15 protein-coding genes are annotated in these 15,100 nt (G+C 73.7%); 4 read left to right on the top strand and 11 right to left on the bottom strand.

Annotated elements, in window-relative coordinates; translation table 11 throughout:
* Positions 1 to 49 precede the first annotated feature (49 nt).
* Both BLU95_RS33685 and BLU95_RS33680 read left to right on the top strand, forming a co-directional pair.
* On the top strand, positions 50 to 694 hold the full coding sequence (locus BLU95_RS33685; RefSeq protein ID WP_093863308.1) for a GntR family transcriptional regulator: 645 nt from the start codon (positions 50 to 52) through the stop codon (positions 692 to 694).
* A gap of 506 nt (positions 695 to 1,200) precedes the next feature.
* Positions 1,201 to 2,736 (top strand): TolB family protein, encoded by a 1,536-nt coding sequence (locus BLU95_RS33680; protein ID WP_093863307.1) that lies wholly within the window; start codon positions 1,201 to 1,203, stop codon positions 2,734 to 2,736.
* Positions 2,737 to 2,817: 81 nt separating this feature from the next.
* Here BLU95_RS33680 and BLU95_RS33675 read toward each other — a convergent pair whose 3' ends face one another.
* The 3 genes from BLU95_RS33675 to BLU95_RS33665 all read right to left on the bottom strand — a co-directional run bounded on the left by BLU95_RS33675 (position 2,818) and on the right by BLU95_RS33665 (position 7,840).
* Positions 2,818 to 3,222, bottom strand: coding sequence for a hypothetical protein (locus BLU95_RS33675; RefSeq protein ID WP_093863306.1), 405 nt, complete (start codon positions 3,220 to 3,222; stop codon positions 2,818 to 2,820).
* A 47-nt stretch (positions 3,223 to 3,269) separates the two neighbouring features.
* Positions 3,270 to 3,548 (bottom strand): hypothetical protein, encoded by a 279-nt coding sequence (locus BLU95_RS33670; RefSeq protein WP_093863305.1) that lies wholly within the window; start codon positions 3,546 to 3,548, stop codon positions 3,270 to 3,272.
* A gap of 62 nt (positions 3,549 to 3,610) precedes the next feature.
* Positions 3,611 to 7,840 (bottom strand): CHAT domain-containing protein, encoded by a 4,230-nt coding sequence (locus BLU95_RS33665; protein WP_159425098.1) that lies wholly within the window; start codon positions 7,838 to 7,840, stop codon positions 3,611 to 3,613.
* Between the two features lie 88 nt (positions 7,841 to 7,928).
* Here BLU95_RS33665 and BLU95_RS33660 point away from each other — a divergent pair, with 88 nt between their 5' ends.
* On the top strand, positions 7,929 to 8,474 hold the full coding sequence (locus BLU95_RS33660) for a hypothetical protein (RefSeq protein WP_093865315.1): 546 nt from the start codon (positions 7,929 to 7,931) through the stop codon (positions 8,472 to 8,474).
* Here the strand turns inward: BLU95_RS33660 and BLU95_RS42610 are convergent.
* The 8 genes from BLU95_RS42610 to BLU95_RS33625 form a co-directional block, all read right to left on the bottom strand.
* The gene (locus tag BLU95_RS42610; protein WP_159425097.1) at positions 8,431 to 8,895 is read right to left on the bottom strand and encodes a GNAT family N-acetyltransferase; all 465 of its coding nucleotides are present in this window, start codon (positions 8,893 to 8,895) and stop codon (positions 8,431 to 8,433) included. The genes BLU95_RS33660 and BLU95_RS42610 overlap by 44 nt on opposite strands.
* On the bottom strand, positions 8,892 to 9,734 hold the full coding sequence (locus BLU95_RS42605) for a protein kinase domain-containing protein (protein WP_093863303.1): 843 nt from the start codon (positions 9,732 to 9,734) through the stop codon (positions 8,892 to 8,894). Before BLU95_RS42605 ends, BLU95_RS42610 begins: the two co-directional genes overlap by 4 nt.
* Before the next feature lie 32 nt (positions 9,735 to 9,766).
* Positions 9,767 to 10,417 carry a tetratricopeptide repeat protein gene (locus tag BLU95_RS42600; RefSeq protein ID WP_093863302.1) on the bottom strand — a complete coding sequence of 217 codons (651 nt, stop codon included), beginning with the start codon at positions 10,415 to 10,417 and terminating at the stop codon, positions 9,767 to 9,769.
* Between the two features lie 89 nt (positions 10,418 to 10,506).
* Positions 10,507 to 11,685 carry a methyltransferase domain-containing protein gene (locus tag BLU95_RS33640; RefSeq protein ID WP_173862185.1) on the bottom strand — a complete coding sequence of 393 codons (1,179 nt, stop codon included), beginning with the start codon at positions 11,683 to 11,685 and terminating at the stop codon, positions 10,507 to 10,509.
* Entirely contained in the window at positions 11,682 to 11,870 is a 189-nt protein-coding gene (locus BLU95_RS42595) for a hypothetical protein (protein WP_159425096.1), read from the bottom strand. Before BLU95_RS42595 ends, BLU95_RS33640 begins: the two co-directional genes overlap by 4 nt.
* Before the next feature lie 99 nt (positions 11,871 to 11,969).
* A complete protein-coding gene (locus BLU95_RS33635; RefSeq protein ID WP_093863301.1) occupies positions 11,970 to 12,818 on the bottom strand; it encodes a helix-turn-helix domain-containing protein in 849 nt (282 codons plus the stop codon).
* Positions 12,819 to 12,838: 20 nt separating this feature from the next.
* Entirely contained in the window at positions 12,839 to 13,369 is a 531-nt protein-coding gene (locus tag BLU95_RS33630; RefSeq protein ID WP_093863300.1) for a DUF6879 family protein, read from the bottom strand.
* Complete coding sequence (locus BLU95_RS33625; RefSeq protein ID WP_093863299.1) at positions 13,341 to 13,583, bottom strand: hypothetical protein; 243 nt, start codon at positions 13,581 to 13,583, stop codon at positions 13,341 to 13,343. The genes BLU95_RS33630 and BLU95_RS33625 overlap by 29 nt, the downstream gene beginning before the upstream one ends.
* 267 nt (positions 13,584 to 13,850) lie before the next feature.
* Between BLU95_RS33625 and BLU95_RS33620 the strand changes: the two genes are divergently transcribed.
* Positions 13,851 to 15,053 carry a serine hydrolase domain-containing protein gene (locus tag BLU95_RS33620; protein ID WP_093863298.1) on the top strand — a complete coding sequence of 401 codons (1,203 nt, stop codon included), beginning with the start codon at positions 13,851 to 13,853 and terminating at the stop codon, positions 15,051 to 15,053.
* The last annotated feature ends 47 nt before the right edge of the window (positions 15,054 to 15,100 follow it).

Here is a 15,100-nt window from a genome sequence, read left to right as displayed (position 1 = left end):
TGAATGCGGTCAAGGGCTATGCTGCGAATCCGGAAAAAGGGGGACCCCGATGGCGATCGAGCGCCGCCCACTGCGCGAACAGATCCGCGACGAGCTGATGGACCGCCTCACCCGCGGCGAGTTCGCGGCCGGCACGGACGTGAACGAGGCGGTCCTGGCGGCCGAACTCGGGGTCAGCCGCACCCCGTTGCGGGAGGCCCTGATCGCCCTGGCGGGCGAGGGCGTACTGGAGAGCAACCAGGGCCGGGGCTTCCGCTTCGCACCGGTCAGCCGCACCGAGTTCCGCGAGCTGGTCGCGATCGTCGCGGCCCTCGAGTCACTGGCGCTGGAGTCCTCCGACCCGGCGCACCTGCGCACCATCGCCCCGCGCCTGCTGGACCTCGCCCAGGGCTTCCCCGACCAGGTCGCCGCCCACGCGACCGTCGACCGGCGCGACGACGAGTGGCACGGTCTGCTGCTCAGCGGCTGCTCCAACGAGCGCCTGATCGACCTCCTCACCCGGGTCAAGGCCGGGATGCGGCGCTACGAGAACCTGGTCGTGGCGGAGGACGAGCCGGTGGCGCGCGAGTCGGAGGAACACTGCGAGATCGCCCGCCGGCTGCTGGACGACGACCTGCCCGGCGCCATCACCGCGCTGCGGGCCAACTGGATCGGCGGCATGGAGCGGATGCTCGCGCACATCCCGGCGGAGTGAGGCACGACTGCCCCTTGGGGCAACGCCCGACGCTCCGACGGGGGCCGTGCGGGCGGTCCGCGTTGACACCCCGTCCGAGCTGGGACACCGTAGTCGCAGAGCCGGACCGCGACCCCTCGTCGGTCCGGCGAACGCGCCTGTCAGCGGCGCGCTCCCAGCACGTCCCGGGCCCGCATCCCCCGTCGGGCCCGGGACGGCGGTGACCCTTCCCGCCCGCACCCCGGCCGGCAGCTGCCGTCCGACCCTTTCCCCGCCCGTTGCTCGACGGCGTCGGTTCCCGGCTGCCGTCCGATCGCCTTTCTTCACCAACTCCCTTGCGCTCAGGGCATGTTGCGCGCGCGATGGTGATGATGGCGGGATGTCGCCGAAGGCCCGCCGCAAGCCGTTGACGGCGTCCCGCCCGAACCGCTTGGCTCGACCCCGAGCCGACCGCCCGGGGGGCGGGCCGCGCGCCGACGGCGGAGTGCCGCGTGCGTGGGCGAGGGCGCGATCCAGGGAGAGTCCCGATGAGCAGCACCACCGCAGCAGCACGAACTTCCGCTACCAGAACCGTCGTTGCCCGGACCACCGGCACGCGGCCCGGCCGTCGGCGCCTCGCCGCCACCGCGGCCCTGCTGGCGGCCGGCCTCCTCGCCGGCACCGCCACCGCCGCGACCGCCGCACCGGCACCGTCCTGGGCCGGCGGCACGGCACGGGTCTCCGTCGGCCTCGGCGGCGCCCAGCCCGACGACTCGGCCTGGGCCGAGAACCTGAGCGCCGACGGCCGGTACGCCGTCCTCGGCGCCGACGCCACCAACCTGGTGCCCGGCGACACCAACGGCGTGACGGACGTGTTCGTCCGCGACCTCCTCACCCGCCGGACCGAGCGGGTCAGCCTCACCTCCTCCGGCGGCCAGTCCGACGGCCGCTCCTACGACGGCGTGATCAGCGGCAACGGCCGTTACGTCGCCTTCACCTCCACCGCCGCGCTCGTGCCCGGCGACACCAACGGCGCCGAGGACATCTACCTCCGCGACCGCTGGACCGGCCGCACCGAGCGGCTGACCGCCGGCGACCCGCAGCGCGAGGTCCCCGGCCTCAACTCCTTCCTGGCGTCGATCAGCTGGGACGGCCGCTACGTCGCCTTCGCCTCCAGCCGGACCGACCTGGTGCCGGACGCGGTCGACCCGCGCGCCAACATCTACCTCCTCGACCGGTGGAGCGGCACCACCCGGCTGATCAGCCGGGCCCCCGACGGCACGCCCGCGAACCGCGCATCCACCGCGCCGGTGATCAGCGGCGACGGCAGCAGGGTGGGCTTCACCTCCCAGGCCACCAACCTGCTCCCGCCCGGGGAGGGCGGCGGCGATGCCGCCCGCACGGCCGACGCCTCCGACGCCGTCCCGGCCTCCGCCGACGAGCACGTGCCCGGCCGCCCCGCCCGTACCGGGGCCTCCCCCGCCGCGGGCGCCGCCGGCGCCCGCGCGGAGCTCACCAGGCCCCGCTACTACCCGTTCTACGTTCACGACGTCGCCACCGGGCAGCTCAAGGGCGGCAGCGTCGACGAGACCGGCCAGCTGCTCGGCTCCTCCGTCGGCAGCCTCAGCCCCGACGGCCGCTACGCGCTCTTCGCGGTCCCCGTGCCCAACTCGCCCGCCGATCCCAGCGGGCCGCGCCACTTCGAGATCGTCGTCCGCGACCTGCGGCAGGGCACGATCCGCCGCCTCCCGCCCGCCCTGCCCGGCACCGTGACCACCGGTTCCTCCTACAACGCCGTCATGCCCGCCGGGAACCGCTGGGTCTACTTCCTCTCCGAGGCCGAGAACCTAGTCCCCGGTGACACCAACCTGGTCGACGACATCTTCCGGCACGACCTGTGGACCGGCCGCACCGAGCGCCTCAGCGTCTCCACCGACGGCGTCCAGAACACCGGTTACTCCTACAACCCCCTGGTCGACGCCCTCGGTACCACCGTGCTCTTCACCTCCGAGGACGGCACCCTCGTCCCCGGCGACACCAACACCACCGCCGACGCCTTCACCCGCCGCCTGCCGCTGTTCTGACCCCGCTTCCGGCCGCGTGCCGGTGCCCGCCCCGCCGCGTTCGCGGGGCGGGCACCGGCACGTCTCCCCTCTCCCCCCGGGTCAGTGCCCCTGGGGCCCCGGGGGCGCATCGGTGGGGTAGACGTGGAACGGGGCCGCGTAGGGATAGGGAGCCTGGAGCGCGGCGGGCGCGGCGGGAGCACCAAGGGCCCCGGCCAGGATCAGGACGAAACCGGCCAGGTGGAACAGGGTCGCGATCCCCGAGACGACGGTCAGCGCCACCAGCGGATCCGCACCGGCGAACACGGTGTCGAGGCCGAAGCCCGTCCCCAGAACGAGGACGACCGGCCCCGGGGCCGTCACCAGACAGCCGATCATCGCCAGCCGGGCGTTGCGCCCCCGGCGGCGGAGGAACGTACCCGCCACCACGGCGCCGGCCAACGGGACGAGGACCGAGAGGGCCGCGATGAACAGATGGACGAGGCCGACGGTCCGGTAGTCGGTCATGGGACTCCAAGCGTGTGCGGGGACGGGAAGTACCGGGACACCCCCGATCACGCACGGACCCCGACCGGCGGTTCCGCACGGGAGCGGCGAGGCTTCGGAGCCGCGACCGGGCCGCCGCGCTCCACCGGGAGCTCGGCGACGTGCGGGGCGAGGGCGAGGCGCCGCTCCGGACCGGTCTGTTCCACCAGGTGCTCCGGGGCGACGCGGCCGCCGTCGTCCTCACCGAGGCCGCCGTCCGCCGCCGTCCTCGCCGAGGCCGCCGAACCGGCCGGGGCCGCCGAGGCGCACGGGGCCGCCGAGGCGCACGGCGTGCCGAACCGGATCACCGAGGCCCGCGAGGAACTCGCGCTCCCGCAGGGCGGGTTCGGCCCGGTCCGCCCCGATCCGTTCAGTAGCCCTGGTAGGAGAAGGCCGCCCACACCTCCAGGGCGTCCGGGGCGCGGCCGGCCAGCGAGTGGAGTTCGGGCGGGGCCTGCGGGGGCAGGCGGCGGTCGGGGTCGAGGGCCCACAGCTGGGCGCGGCGCAGGGCCTCGGCGGGCGGGTCCCCGGCGGCGAGGCGGCCGTGCAGGACGTACATCAGCACGCAGACCATCTCGTCGGAAACCTCCCAGCGCGAGCCGATCGCGCCCGTCGCCCCGGCGGCGAGGAAGGCGCTGGAGAGGGTCAGCGCCTCGTCGAGGTCCTCGCCGGTGTGGTCGCTGACGCAGGCGTCCAGCACGACCAGTCCGCCCGGGGAGCCGGGCGGGCGGCCCAGCGCCTGGCGCAGGATGTCGCCGACCGGCAGTCGGCCGTGCCGGTCCCCGGCGCCCGGGTCGGGGGCGAGGGCGAGGCAGGCATCGAGCGGCGAGCGCCCGGACGGCAGCGCGTGGCAGGCCAGATGGAGCACGGACGCCCCGGCCCGTCCGGGCGCCGGAAGCGCGGCCAGCACCTCGGCCGGGGTGCCCGCCCCCTCGGCGTCCTCGACGTAACCGAGCAGGGTGCCGTGCGGGTAGTGGTCGGCGTGCAGGTACTCGGCCTCGACCTCGGCGAACATCAGGTCCCGGGTGGGGTCGCCGACGACCACCGGCCGTTCGGCGAGCGGCAGCCGGGGCCGCCGGACCACCTCGCAGAACTGCCGGGCGGAGGCGGCGTAGGAGACCACCGCCCGTTCCACGACCCGCACCGGCCGGCCGCCGTCGCGCAGCCCGCTGCTGAGCAGCCCCGCGTGCCAGGGCACGCCGCCCAGGGCGCCGTACGGCACCAGCACCAGCCGGGGCGGCGCACCGGGCGCGCGCCGGGCGGCGGCCGACCGCAGGGCCGGGTGGCGCAGCAGCGGGCGCATCACGGCGGTGCCGGCCCAGTCGCAGAGTTCGCGGAGGGTGCCCTGCCAGCGCCGCCGGGCGGCGATCCGCTCCGGGTGACGGGACGGCAGGGCGTCCAGGGTGGCCTGGCGTTCGCGGTGCGCCCGCCGGTAGGCGTGCAGCAGGTCGAGCGCGGCGGTGCTGACCAGGGTGAGCGGCAGCCGGTCGACGGCGCCGCCCTCCTCGCCTGCGGTGACCAGCAGGGCCTGGCCGCTGCGTCCGTCGGCGGGCGGCAGCAGGTAGACCAGGGCGTCCGCGTCGGCCGCGCGCAGGCTGCGGGCGATCTCCTCGACCGGGGGCACGGACACCAGCGCCGGGCCGGCCGGGGCGGCGGCGAGGGCGGTGAGCGCGCGGCGGCGCAGGTCGTCGGGCATCGGGATGTCGGCGCCGCCGGGGAGGTTCGCGAGCAGGGTGCCGGGCAGGTCGAGCAGCGCGTCGAAGGCGTAGGGGTCCTCCGCGCCGTTCGCTGTACCGCCCGCTGTACCGCCCGCTGCGCCGTCCTCCGCGCCCGTGCCCGGGCCGGGGCCCAGCCAGGCGTCGGCGAGGTCGTGGTGCCCGGCGGTCCGCAGCAGGTCGGGGACGTCGGTGGTGGCGGTGGAGGCTTGCAGCACCAGGCCGCGGCCGAGCTCCAGCACTTCGACGGCGGTCCGCAGGAAGGGCTCGTCACCGGGGACGGACGCACCGGCGGCGGCCTGCCCCGCCTCCTGCTCCAGGTCCTCGACGCACCACCCGGCGACGGTCAGCGCCTCGAAGGCGGCGGCCCGGGCCAGCACCAGGGCCGGTTCGGCCGACGCCTGGATCAGGGTGGCGGCGGCGAGCTCGCGCAGCCCGGCCAGCCCGAGCTCGCGGCCGAGCCGGCGGTCCTCCGCCCCGAGCCGGGCCCGGTGGACGGCCGCGACGATCCCGCTCACCTTGGCCAGCAGCAGGGTCGGCGTCCCGAGCCGCATCCGCTCGCGCACGGCCCCGGCGGCGGCCAGCGCCCCGGCCGCGTCGGCGGGCCGGCGCGCGTGGCGGTAGCGCTCCAGCAGCAGGACCGCCCGCAGCAGCAGGGCCCGGGAGCCCTCCAGCCCGGTCGGGTCGGTCTCGGCGAGGAAGGCGTCGAGAAGGCGGAGCGCGGCCTCGGCCCGGTGCTCGTTGAACGGCCGCTGCACGGCGATCATGACGAGCGCTCCGGCGGCCCGCATCGTCAGCACGGCCTTGTACAGGTGCCCGGGCGGCGTCCCGTTCGCCGCCTCCGCCATCAGTCCGAGCGCTTCCGGCAGCCGGTCCGACCCCGTGTGCACCGCGTGCATGAACATCACCGCGCCGAGGTCGCCGCGGGCCAGCAGCCGGAGCGGGTCGTCCTCCGGAACCGCCGCGACCAGCGGTTCCAGCGCGGCCACCACCCGCCCCATCGCCTCGACGTCCCGGACCAGCAGGGCGGCCTGGAACTCCAGCATCAGCCGGGTCCGTTCGAGCATCGGACGCTGTGCGCCGAGCAGCCGCCCGACGCCCGGGTGGTCGCTGCCGGCGAGGAAGGCCACCACTTCGTCGGTGTAGCGGCGGGAGGCCTCGAGGTCCTGGTGGTCGCCGCCGAGGAGGTAGCGCCGGTAGAGGCTGACGGAGAGGTTCTCGAGGTGGACGACGCGGTTGACGTCGTCCGGCGCGGCCCGGCGGAACGCGGCCCGTTCGTGCCGGATCGCCGCGTCCAGGTCGGCGGCGGCGTTGGTGAACGCGAACCGTTTGCTCATCACGGCCGCCAGCGAGCCGTCCAGGTGCTGCTCCGACCACAGGGTGCCGGAGGGCCGGGCCCGGGCGTCGTCGAGCAGGCCGATCACCCGGTCCAGCGCGGCCCGGTCGGTGGAGAACTCGTCCCGGGCGATGGAGGCGTGGGCGAGCTGCTGGAGGACGTCGCTGCGGCGGACGCCGTGGTCCTCCTCCGCCATGGTGCGGACGGCGCGTTCGAGGTGGTGCAGCGCCTCCTCCAGGTGGTAGGACTCCGGTTCCTGCTCGCACAGCGCGTTGACCATGGTGCCGAGCACCGCGTGCGAGGCGGGCCGCACCGGGTCGTCCCCGGCCATCCCGTCGAGGCCCTCGCGCAGCACCTCGACCGCCTCCCGGGCCTCGGCGGTCAGCAGGTAGCGGTCGAGCCGGGCGAGGCCGCCGAGCGTGCTGCCGAGCACCCAGCGCACGGTGCCGCCGTCCGGGTGCCCCGGCGGGAGCAGCCGGCGCAGGTCGCGCAGCCGGGCGAGGCGGTGGGCGGCGTCCTCGGGGCGGGCGGTGCCGCCGCCGCGGGCGACGTACTGGTCCACCAGGACCAGGCCGGCCCACAGCCGGGCGGGCGCGTCGGGCGCGGTGGTGGCGGCGATCGTCTCCAGCTGGGCGAGGGCGCGGTCGACCGTCCCGAGGTCCCCGCCGCCGTCCTCCTCCGGGCCGAGCAGCAGCCGGACGAGGCGTTCGCGGGCGAGCAGTTCGACCTGTTCGGCGAGTTCGGCCGGTCCCGGATCGGCCTCCGGGTGGGGGCGCGGCGGGGCGGTGCCCGGTTCGTGCCACGGCTGCGGGCGGAGCCGGTCCAGCAGGCCGGTCAGGACGGCGTCGGCCGCGGCGCGGTCGGCGGGGGCGCCGTCGCGGTCGTGGCGGTCGGCGAGGGCGCAGCCGAGCGCCAGCAGGAGGCCGGGGTCCTGCTCGTCGTACGGGTCCGGCGCGTCGAACGGGTGCGGCGCGTCGAACGGGTCCGGCGCGTCGAACGGGTGCGGCGCGTCCCGCAGGTGCTCCGGTCCGACGGGGCCGAGCAGTCGCCAGGGTCCGAGCGGCACCGGTACGGGGCAGGCGAGGCGCAGCGACTCCACCGCCCGGTCGAGGTCCTCCGGGCGGGCCCGCTCGTCCTCCTCGCCGTCCCCGGAGCGCGCGTACAGCAGCAGCCCGAGCTTCCCCGCGGCCACCGCCCGCTCCGGCGCGGCCGGGTCGAAGACGGCCAGGGCGAGCGTCAACAGCCCTGCGGCGTCGGCACGTTCCGCCCACACGGCGGCGCGGACGTCCTCGTCCTCGGCGAACTCCGGCCGCTCGACACCGTTCCAGTAGCGGACGGCGAGCGTCAGCCCGAGCAGGCACCGCACCTCCGCGAGCGCCCCGCCCGGCGCGGCCGGCCCCGCGTCCTCCAGCAGCGTGCGCGCCGCCGTGAACGCCGTCAGCGCGCCGGACAGCGCCATCGCGGCCCGGCGCGGATCGGCCGCGGCGTCGTGCTCGTCCAGCAGCCGCCGCCCGCGGCCGACCAGCCCCTCGACCTCGTCCCCCACCACCCGGTCCTCCCCACGAATCCAGATGCCCCGCACGCAGCCCACACGCTACGGTGCGGGGACCGTCCCCGGAGGTGAACCGGTGCAACCCCTGCTCCTGCTCGACGTCGACGGCCCGCTCAACCCGTACGCGGCGAAGCCGTCCCGGCGCCCCGCGGGCTACGGGACCCACCGCCTCCTGACCCCTCGTTGGCACACCGCCGAACGCGCCCGCCTGCGCGCGTACGGCCTGCCCGACAAGCCGGTGAAACCGCTGCGGGTCTGGCTCCGACCGGACCACGGCCCGGCCCTCGCCGCGCTGCCCTTCGACCTCGTCTGGGCGACCACGTGGGAAGCGGAGGCCAACGATTTCGTCGCCCCGCTGCTCGGCCTGCCCGAACTCCCCGTCATCACCTGGCCCGACCCCCGGCCGCAGCCGGACGGCGGGGTGTTCTGGAAGACCCCCACCGTCGTGGCCTGGACCGGCGGCCGCCCGTTCGCCTGGGTGGACGACGAGATCACGGACGCCGACCGCACCTGGGTCGCCGCCCACCACCCCGGCCCGGCCCTGCTGCTCCGCATCGACCCCAAGGTGGGCCTGACCGCCGACGACTTCACCACCCTCGCGGACTGGGCGGCCGCATCGCGTAACCGATGAGCCCGCCGTGCTCGCCGGTGGGCGTGAATCCGGCCTTGACGAGCACGCGGCCGGAGGCGGGATTGTCCGGGTGGTGCCTGGCCCCGACCTCCGGCAGCCCGAGGTGGCCGAAGGCGAGCGCCAGCAGCCGCCGGACCCCCTCCGTTGCATACCCACACCCCCAGGCATCCGGCCGCAGGACGTAGCTGACGGCGGCGACCGGCCGGTCGAGGTCGAGCTTGACGACCCCGAGGAGGTCGTCGGCCGCGACCAGCCCGAGGGTGTACAGCGTGCGCGGGCCGGCCACCGCGGAGGTACGGGCGCAGAACCGGGCTTCGGCGGCGTCCATCGGGGCTCTGCCCAAGTACTTCGTCGCCTCCACGGTGTAGATGCGCAGCAGGGCGTCGGCGTCGCCGGGGACCAGCTCCCGCAGCTCGATCACGCGTCCGCCGCCCGTACGAGTTCCGTCAGCTCGGCGGCGGTCGGCCGGTCGTCGGGGTCGGCCAGCAGGACGTACCGCAGGCGGGCCTGGAGCGACGGCCAGGGCAGCGCGGTCGTCAGCGGGACGGCGCGGCGGGCGATGGCCCTGCGCTTCTCCTCCACCGGGCCGTCGCCGACGAGCCCGGCGGCCTCGTAGTCCAGCGGCCAGCGGCCGGTGACGCAGGTCCACAGGGTCCCGGCGAGGGCGTGGACATCGGCGGTCTGCGTGGTCCCGACGGGCTGGGGACCGTCGACGATCCGGGCGGCCAGTTCGGGTGCGGTGAGGTGGATCATCGTGCCGTCGAACGTCCGCCACGGGGTGCTGCCGAGCTGCCGGGACCAGGCGAAGTCCAGGAGCCGGACGCCGTCGTCGGTGTGGATGCCGTGCTGGGGCTGGAGGTCCCCGTGCACCCACCCGTCGGCGTGCAGCTCGGCCACCGCACGGCACAGGGCGACCGCGGCGGCGAGGGCGTCGTCCCTCCGGCCCTCCCCCTTCCGCACCGGCCGGAAGACGTCCCACGTGGACGGCCCGGCCAGCCAAGGGGTGACGAACCAGACCCCGCCGTCGAAGCGGCCGACCGTGACGGTGTACCCGGGGAGCCGGTCCAGCACGGAGGCTTCGCGGGCGGTGACCTCGGCGGCCTCGCCGGTACCGAGCTTGATGCCCACCACCCCGCGCGGGCCACTGGCCCTCCACACCGCCGACCCCCGGCGGTCGCTGATCTCCTCCAGTTCGACCGGCCCGCAGGCGGCCTCCGCAGCCGTCAGTGCCGCTGCGGCATCGGGAGGGAACTCGCCCATTCTCGTACTGCCTTCCATTCGCAAGGGATGCTTCACCGACCGCCGCCGGGGCCGGGGATCGAGGGTCGACACGGGGCGCCCGGCTCAGCCGGGCGCCCCGGCGGGAAAGGGTCCGGTGAGAGGCTGGTGACCGTGTGCGCGGCCCGGTCGAGCAACAGCTCGACCCGGTCGAGTGCCTCCTGGGTGGACCCGACCAGTTCGGTGTCCCCCTTGGCGATCCGCAGCCGCAGGGCCTCCTGCAGATGGGTCCGGGCGGCGGCGAGGTCGCCGCGTTCCATGAGGTGCTTGCCGGTGTGCTGGAGGGCGAAGTCGACGAGTCCCGGGCACTGGCTCCGCGCAGTGCCCAGGGCGGTGCGGTAGAGGGCGTCCGCTCCATGCACGTCACCGGCGTAGCGGTGTGCGTCCGCCAGGTTGAGCCCGGTGGCGACGACGGCCTGAGTGTTGCCGAGGGTTGCCGCCAGGTCCAGCGCCTGCTGGAGGAAGGTGCGGGCCTCGCCGTGGTGCCCCAGGCACATCCGGCCGATGCCGATCCATCTGGCCAGGAGGCGCCTGCGGCCGGGGTTCGCTCCGTCGGGCAGGCTCCGAAGTTCTTCGTGGAGTCGAACGACCGCGGCGGTCAACTCCGGATGATCGGTGGGGACCATTCTCAGGTCGTCGTCGTGTGTGATGAGGTGCCCGAGCATGTGACCCTCCGTCGTCCGGTTCTGCTCGGCATGGCATGACAACTCGTCGGTCCGGTCACGCAACCCGGTGTGCTCGCCGGTCGGGTGCCTCAGCGCCGAAGGGGCACCGGGTTGCCCGGGGAGTCCAGCCAGGCGGTGTGGCCCTCCGGGGTGACGGTGAGGCCGAACCGCTCGTGGCCCGGGTGGCCCTGCGAGGACCACCACCGGTACACAGCCGTCACCTCCTCCCAGAGGTTGCGGGGGCCGGACTGGACCACCTCGTACTCGCTGCGGTCGGGCTCGTGGTCCGCAGTGGCCCACGAAAGGGTGTCCCTGCTGTACAGCCACAGCGTGTACGAGCCGTCGTCGTAACGTTCGGCCCGCCAGAACGTGCCGGGCACGCCCAGCCCGATGACGAACTGGTCCAGCCATCCGCCCGTGTCCCTCGGCGACAGTGTCGTGGTGCTCTTCTCGCCGTCGGCCGGCCAGGGCTTCCCGTGGAGGTAGGCCTCGACCAGAGGGCGGTCGGTGCGCTGCTGCCGCAGCCTCATGAACGCCGAGCTTCGGGTGAACCGCCCGCTCGCACTCGTGCCGCCGTCGTCGACGGTCAGGCGGACGATGTGCTCGCCGCCGTACTCGGTGCCGAACGGGGCGACGATCAGCCCGCCCGGAGCCGTCTGCTCCAGCCAGGCCGGAGGGATCTCCAGCACGGAGCAGGTGGCAATGATCCGGTCGTACGGAGCGCCCGGCCCGAAGCCCGCCCGGCCGTCCCCCTCGACCGTGATCGGATCCAGCCCGGCCCGGCCCAGGTTGTCCCGCGCCCCGCGCGCCACCTCCGGGTCGTACTCGACGCTCACCACGTTGGTGCCGCCGAGCCGGTGGGCCAGCAGGCCCGCGTTCCACCCGGTTCCGGACCCGATTTCGAGCACCCTGTCCCCAGGACGGACCGCCAGGTCCTGGAGCATCGAGAACACCATGGCGGGCAACGAGTTCGACGAACTCGGGGTGGTACCGAGACCGTCGCCCTCGTGCTCTCCGTCGTCCCACTGGGTCGTCAGCGGGATGTCCGAGTAGACCGCCGCGCGCCACGCCCCGGGGTCCTGCGACCGGTCCACGACGGGGCTCTGCCGGGTGCCGTCCGCGATGCCGGGCCAGATGCGGTCCGGGACGAACAGCTCGCGGGGCACGGCCCTGAACGAGGGCAGCCAGTCCGGGGTGAGCGCACCGCCGGCCACCAGCGCGGAGGCGAGCCCCTGGGGGCCCGCCTCCTGGCGCGTCCCGCCGGTCACTTGCCGCCCGCCGGGCCCGAGCCGTCGGAGGTGTTGCCGCCCTCGTCCGATCCGCCACCGCCGTGGCCGGAGCCCTTGTTGCTGTCGTCCTGCTGCTTGCCGCCGTCACCGGGACCGGTGCCACCGCCGTGCTTGCCGCCGAACATCGCCTTGCCCACTGTGCCTCCGTCATGTTGTCCCGCCACCGGTCTGCCCTCCTTCGCCGTAGCGTTGGGGGGGTTCGTGATAGACGGTAGGGAAACGACTACAGACGGTGCCAGTAAGTTTCACTCGGTTGCACGGGTTCACCCGAGAGCGCTGCGGGCCTTGGCGATCCGGCTCCGGGCCTCGGCCCCGTGAACGGCGATCCTGGCCAGTTCGGCGAAGGCGCGGAGGTAGGTACCGATCTCGCCGGGAGCCGTGATGTTGATCTCCGCCGTCAGTGTCTCGACTGCCACGAGGCTCTCGTCGAATACGTAGAACGCTTCGAGCGGCCAGACGGTCCGGCGAGCCCGGCACGGGATGACCCCGACGGAGACGTTCGACAGGGAGGAGATCCCGAGCAGATGGTCGAGTTGACCAGCGAGTGCTCCGTCGCCGCAGACGCCGTAGTAGAGCACGGCCTCCTCCAGGATCAAGGCGAACTGGCGACCGGCGTCGTGCAGTACACGGGATCGCGCCAGCCGGGCCTCGACGGCGTCCTCCACGTCGTCCGGAGTCCCCTGGAAGGACGTGATCGAGCGGAGAAGCCCGGAGGCGTACGGGGCGGTCTGCGTCATCCCCGGCATGACGTTGGAGGCGTACACCTTGAACTTCCGTGTCCGCTGATAGAGCGGAAGCGTCTTCTGATGCACCCGCCTCATGCCGTCACGGTGGATGTCCCGCCACTGCGTGTACATCGACTCGGCGGTGCGTGACGCCGCGATCAGATCCGCTGCCTTCTCCGAAGCACCGCAGGCCGTGCACCAGGCACGGATGTCACTGTCGGAAGGGACTGTCAGACCGCGGGCGATGCGGGACGACTTGGACTTGTGCCAGCCACACCGCACGGCCAGTTCAAGCCCTGAAAGCCCGGCGTCCCGCCGGATCCGGTCGAGCTGATCGGCGAGCGCCTTCCGTGCCGCCTGGGCACTGGAGAGAGGAGAGAAGGACATGAACCGGTCGGCCGCCGCGACTACTCGGCGAAGCTGAAAGCCTCGTGAGGGACAGCCCGCTCCCACACGGCATCGAAAGCCGCGGCACAGCTCCGGGCCAGCGCGGGATCGTCGCTCTGATCCGTGTGCACCCATCGGCCGTCACCGTCGAAGATGTTGAACTGGACGACGCTGCCGTCGAACAGCCAGTAGTCATTGACGGGGAGCAGAAGATCGGAGGCCGCGCGACGGGGAAGCCACCTCACCTCTTCGCCGCCGGCCACATTGGTGAACGTGAACGAGTGCTCGTAACGGATGTACTCGCTGGCTGGCTCCGAGACGATCCTGGCTCTCTTCACACGGACACCATTGGCAGTCACCTCCTGGACGAGGTCGAGCCACGGCCGCCACCACGACACGCGGTCAGCCGGGTCGAGTCGGAGACCGGACCTCCATGCCCGGAAGCCTTCGTCCTCGTTGTCGATCGCGTAGACATCGCGCAGTTCGAGGTGAACTGCCGACTTCCGCGCCGATCTCAACAGGTCAGCGAAGCTGTTCAAGCTCTGCGACATCCAACGCCTCCCTGAGTGCCATGGCCATGCGAGCAGGGAGGCGGACCACGGTCTCATGGTCCGGGATCGGGCCGTCGGCCAAGCAATCCGCCGTCGTTGCCTCGTCGATCTTCCAACCCTGGATGACGAAGTCCCTGGTCTCCGGGTCGACCCACACAGTGGGAGAGCCGTGATCCCCCGATTTCTCGTCCTTCGCAACGAACCGTAGTGCCATCCGAACCTCCTGTGCCGACCCGGGTACGTTCAGCTTCAGACGATCTGACGCCCAGTATTCCGCCCTTGGGGCTCCCCTCGGCAGAGCTTTCCACTTTTGACGAACAATCGGGCACTGCGACCGGTGGACCTTCCAGGGCGCCGTTCTCCGCCGTTCGAGTGGATCGGCAGCATTTTCGGTGGTTCGCACAGGTGAACGGGGTAGTTGGCCGGGGTTCGTCGCCGTGGTCGGTGGCGGAGTCCCCCAGCCGAAGAGAGGCCCCTGATCATGAGAAGACGTTCGCCGGTCCGTACGCTCCTCGTCGCCGCGCTCGCCGTAACCGGGCTGCTGCCGCTGACGGCGGCCGGGGCGCCCACGCTCGCGGCCGCCGCCGTGCCCGCCGTGTTCGGCGGTGCGGAGGACGAGGAGGCGCGGGAGCTGAGTCCGGAGCTGCGGGCCCGGCTGGACGAGGCCGTGCAGCGGGTGATGCGGGAGGCGGGCATTCCCGGGGTGCAGGTCGGGCTGTGGCTGCCGGGGCGGGGGCGCTACGTGCGCGCCTTCGGGGTGGCCGACAAGGTGACCGGCGAGCCGATGACGGACCGGCTGAACCAGCGGATCGGCAGCGAGACCAAGACCTTCACCGCCACCGCCGTGCTGCAGTTGGTGGACGAGGGGCTGGTCGGCCTGGACGAGCCGATCTCCGCCTATCTGGACGGCGTGCCGTGCGGGGAGATCATCACCGTGCGCGAGCTGCTGGAGATGCGCAGCGGGCTGTTCCCGTACAGCGCGGACCAGGACTTCGCGAACGACTTCCTGGGCGACCCGCAGCGCGTCTTCACTCCGCAGGAACTGCTCGCGTACGGGTACAAGCACGACAACATGTTCCCGCCGGGCACCCAGTACCAGTACTCCAACAGCAACTACGTCCTGCTCGGCCTGCTGGTGGAGAAGCTGAGCGGGCGGAGCATCGAGCAGTTCGTCAGGGAGCGGATCACCGGGCCGAGCGGTCTGGATCACACCCTTTACCCGGAGGGCACCGCGCTGCCGTCGCCGTACGCGCACGGCTACACCGACCAGACGCTGTCCGGGGAGGTCGCCGACTCCACCCACTGGAACCCGTCCTGGGCCTGGTCGGCGGGCGCGATGGTGTCCGACCTGCGCGATCTGAAGCACTGGGCCAAGGACGCCGCCACCGGCACCCTGCTCTCCCCCGCCACCCAGGCGGAGCGGCTGAAGATGCTGCCGACCGGGATCCCCGGCGCCGACTACGGGCTCGGGATCTTCAACATCGGCGGCTGGATCGGCCACAACGGCTCGCTGCCCGGCTACGAGAGCCTGACGATCTACCTGCCGGAGGAGTGCGCGACCCTGGTGCTGATGCTGAACACCGACATCACCGCGCAGAACTCGGAGCCCAGCACGCTGGTCGGCAAGGCGGTCACCAGCATCGTGACGCCCGATCACGTCTACGACATCCCGCCCGGCAAGTAGCCTCGGAGAGGTGCCGTGAGGTGACGTGAGGTGACGTGGGGTGGGTG

This window comes from Streptomyces sp. TLI_053 (genome assembly GCF_900105395.1).
In the GTDB taxonomy this organism is placed as follows: domain Bacteria; phylum Actinomycetota; class Actinomycetes; order Streptomycetales; family Streptomycetaceae; genus Kitasatospora.
This window is presented reverse-complemented; position numbering and strand designations above follow the sequence as displayed.

Coding starts and splice junctions, on each gene's coding strand:
- BLU95_RS33685 (WP_093863308.1), top strand. CDS start 50: ATGGCGATCGAGCGCCGCCCACTGCGCGAACAGATCCGCGACGAGCTG.
- BLU95_RS33680 (WP_093863307.1), top strand. CDS start 1,201: ATGAGCAGCACCACCGCAGCAGCACGAACTTCCGCTACCAGAACCGTC.
- BLU95_RS33675 (WP_093863306.1), bottom strand. CDS start 3,222: ATGACCGACTACCGGACCGTCGGCCTCGTCCATCTGTTCATCGCGGCC.
- BLU95_RS42605 (WP_093863303.1), bottom strand. CDS start 9,734: ATGGGCGAGTTCCCTCCCGATGCCGCAGCGGCACTGACGGCTGCGGAG.
- BLU95_RS42600 (WP_093863302.1), bottom strand. CDS start 10,417: ATGCTCGGGCACCTCATCACACACGACGACGACCTGAGAATGGTCCCC.
- BLU95_RS33635 (WP_093863301.1), bottom strand. CDS start 12,818: ATGTCCTTCTCTCCTCTCTCCAGTGCCCAGGCGGCACGGAAGGCGCTC.
- BLU95_RS33630 (WP_093863300.1), bottom strand. CDS start 13,369: ATGTCGCAGAGCTTGAACAGCTTCGCTGACCTGTTGAGATCGGCGCGG.
- BLU95_RS33625 (WP_093863299.1), bottom strand. CDS start 13,583: ATGGCACTACGGTTCGTTGCGAAGGACGAGAAATCGGGGGATCACGGC.
- BLU95_RS33620 (WP_093863298.1), top strand. CDS start 13,851: ATGAGAAGACGTTCGCCGGTCCGTACGCTCCTCGTCGCCGCGCTCGCC.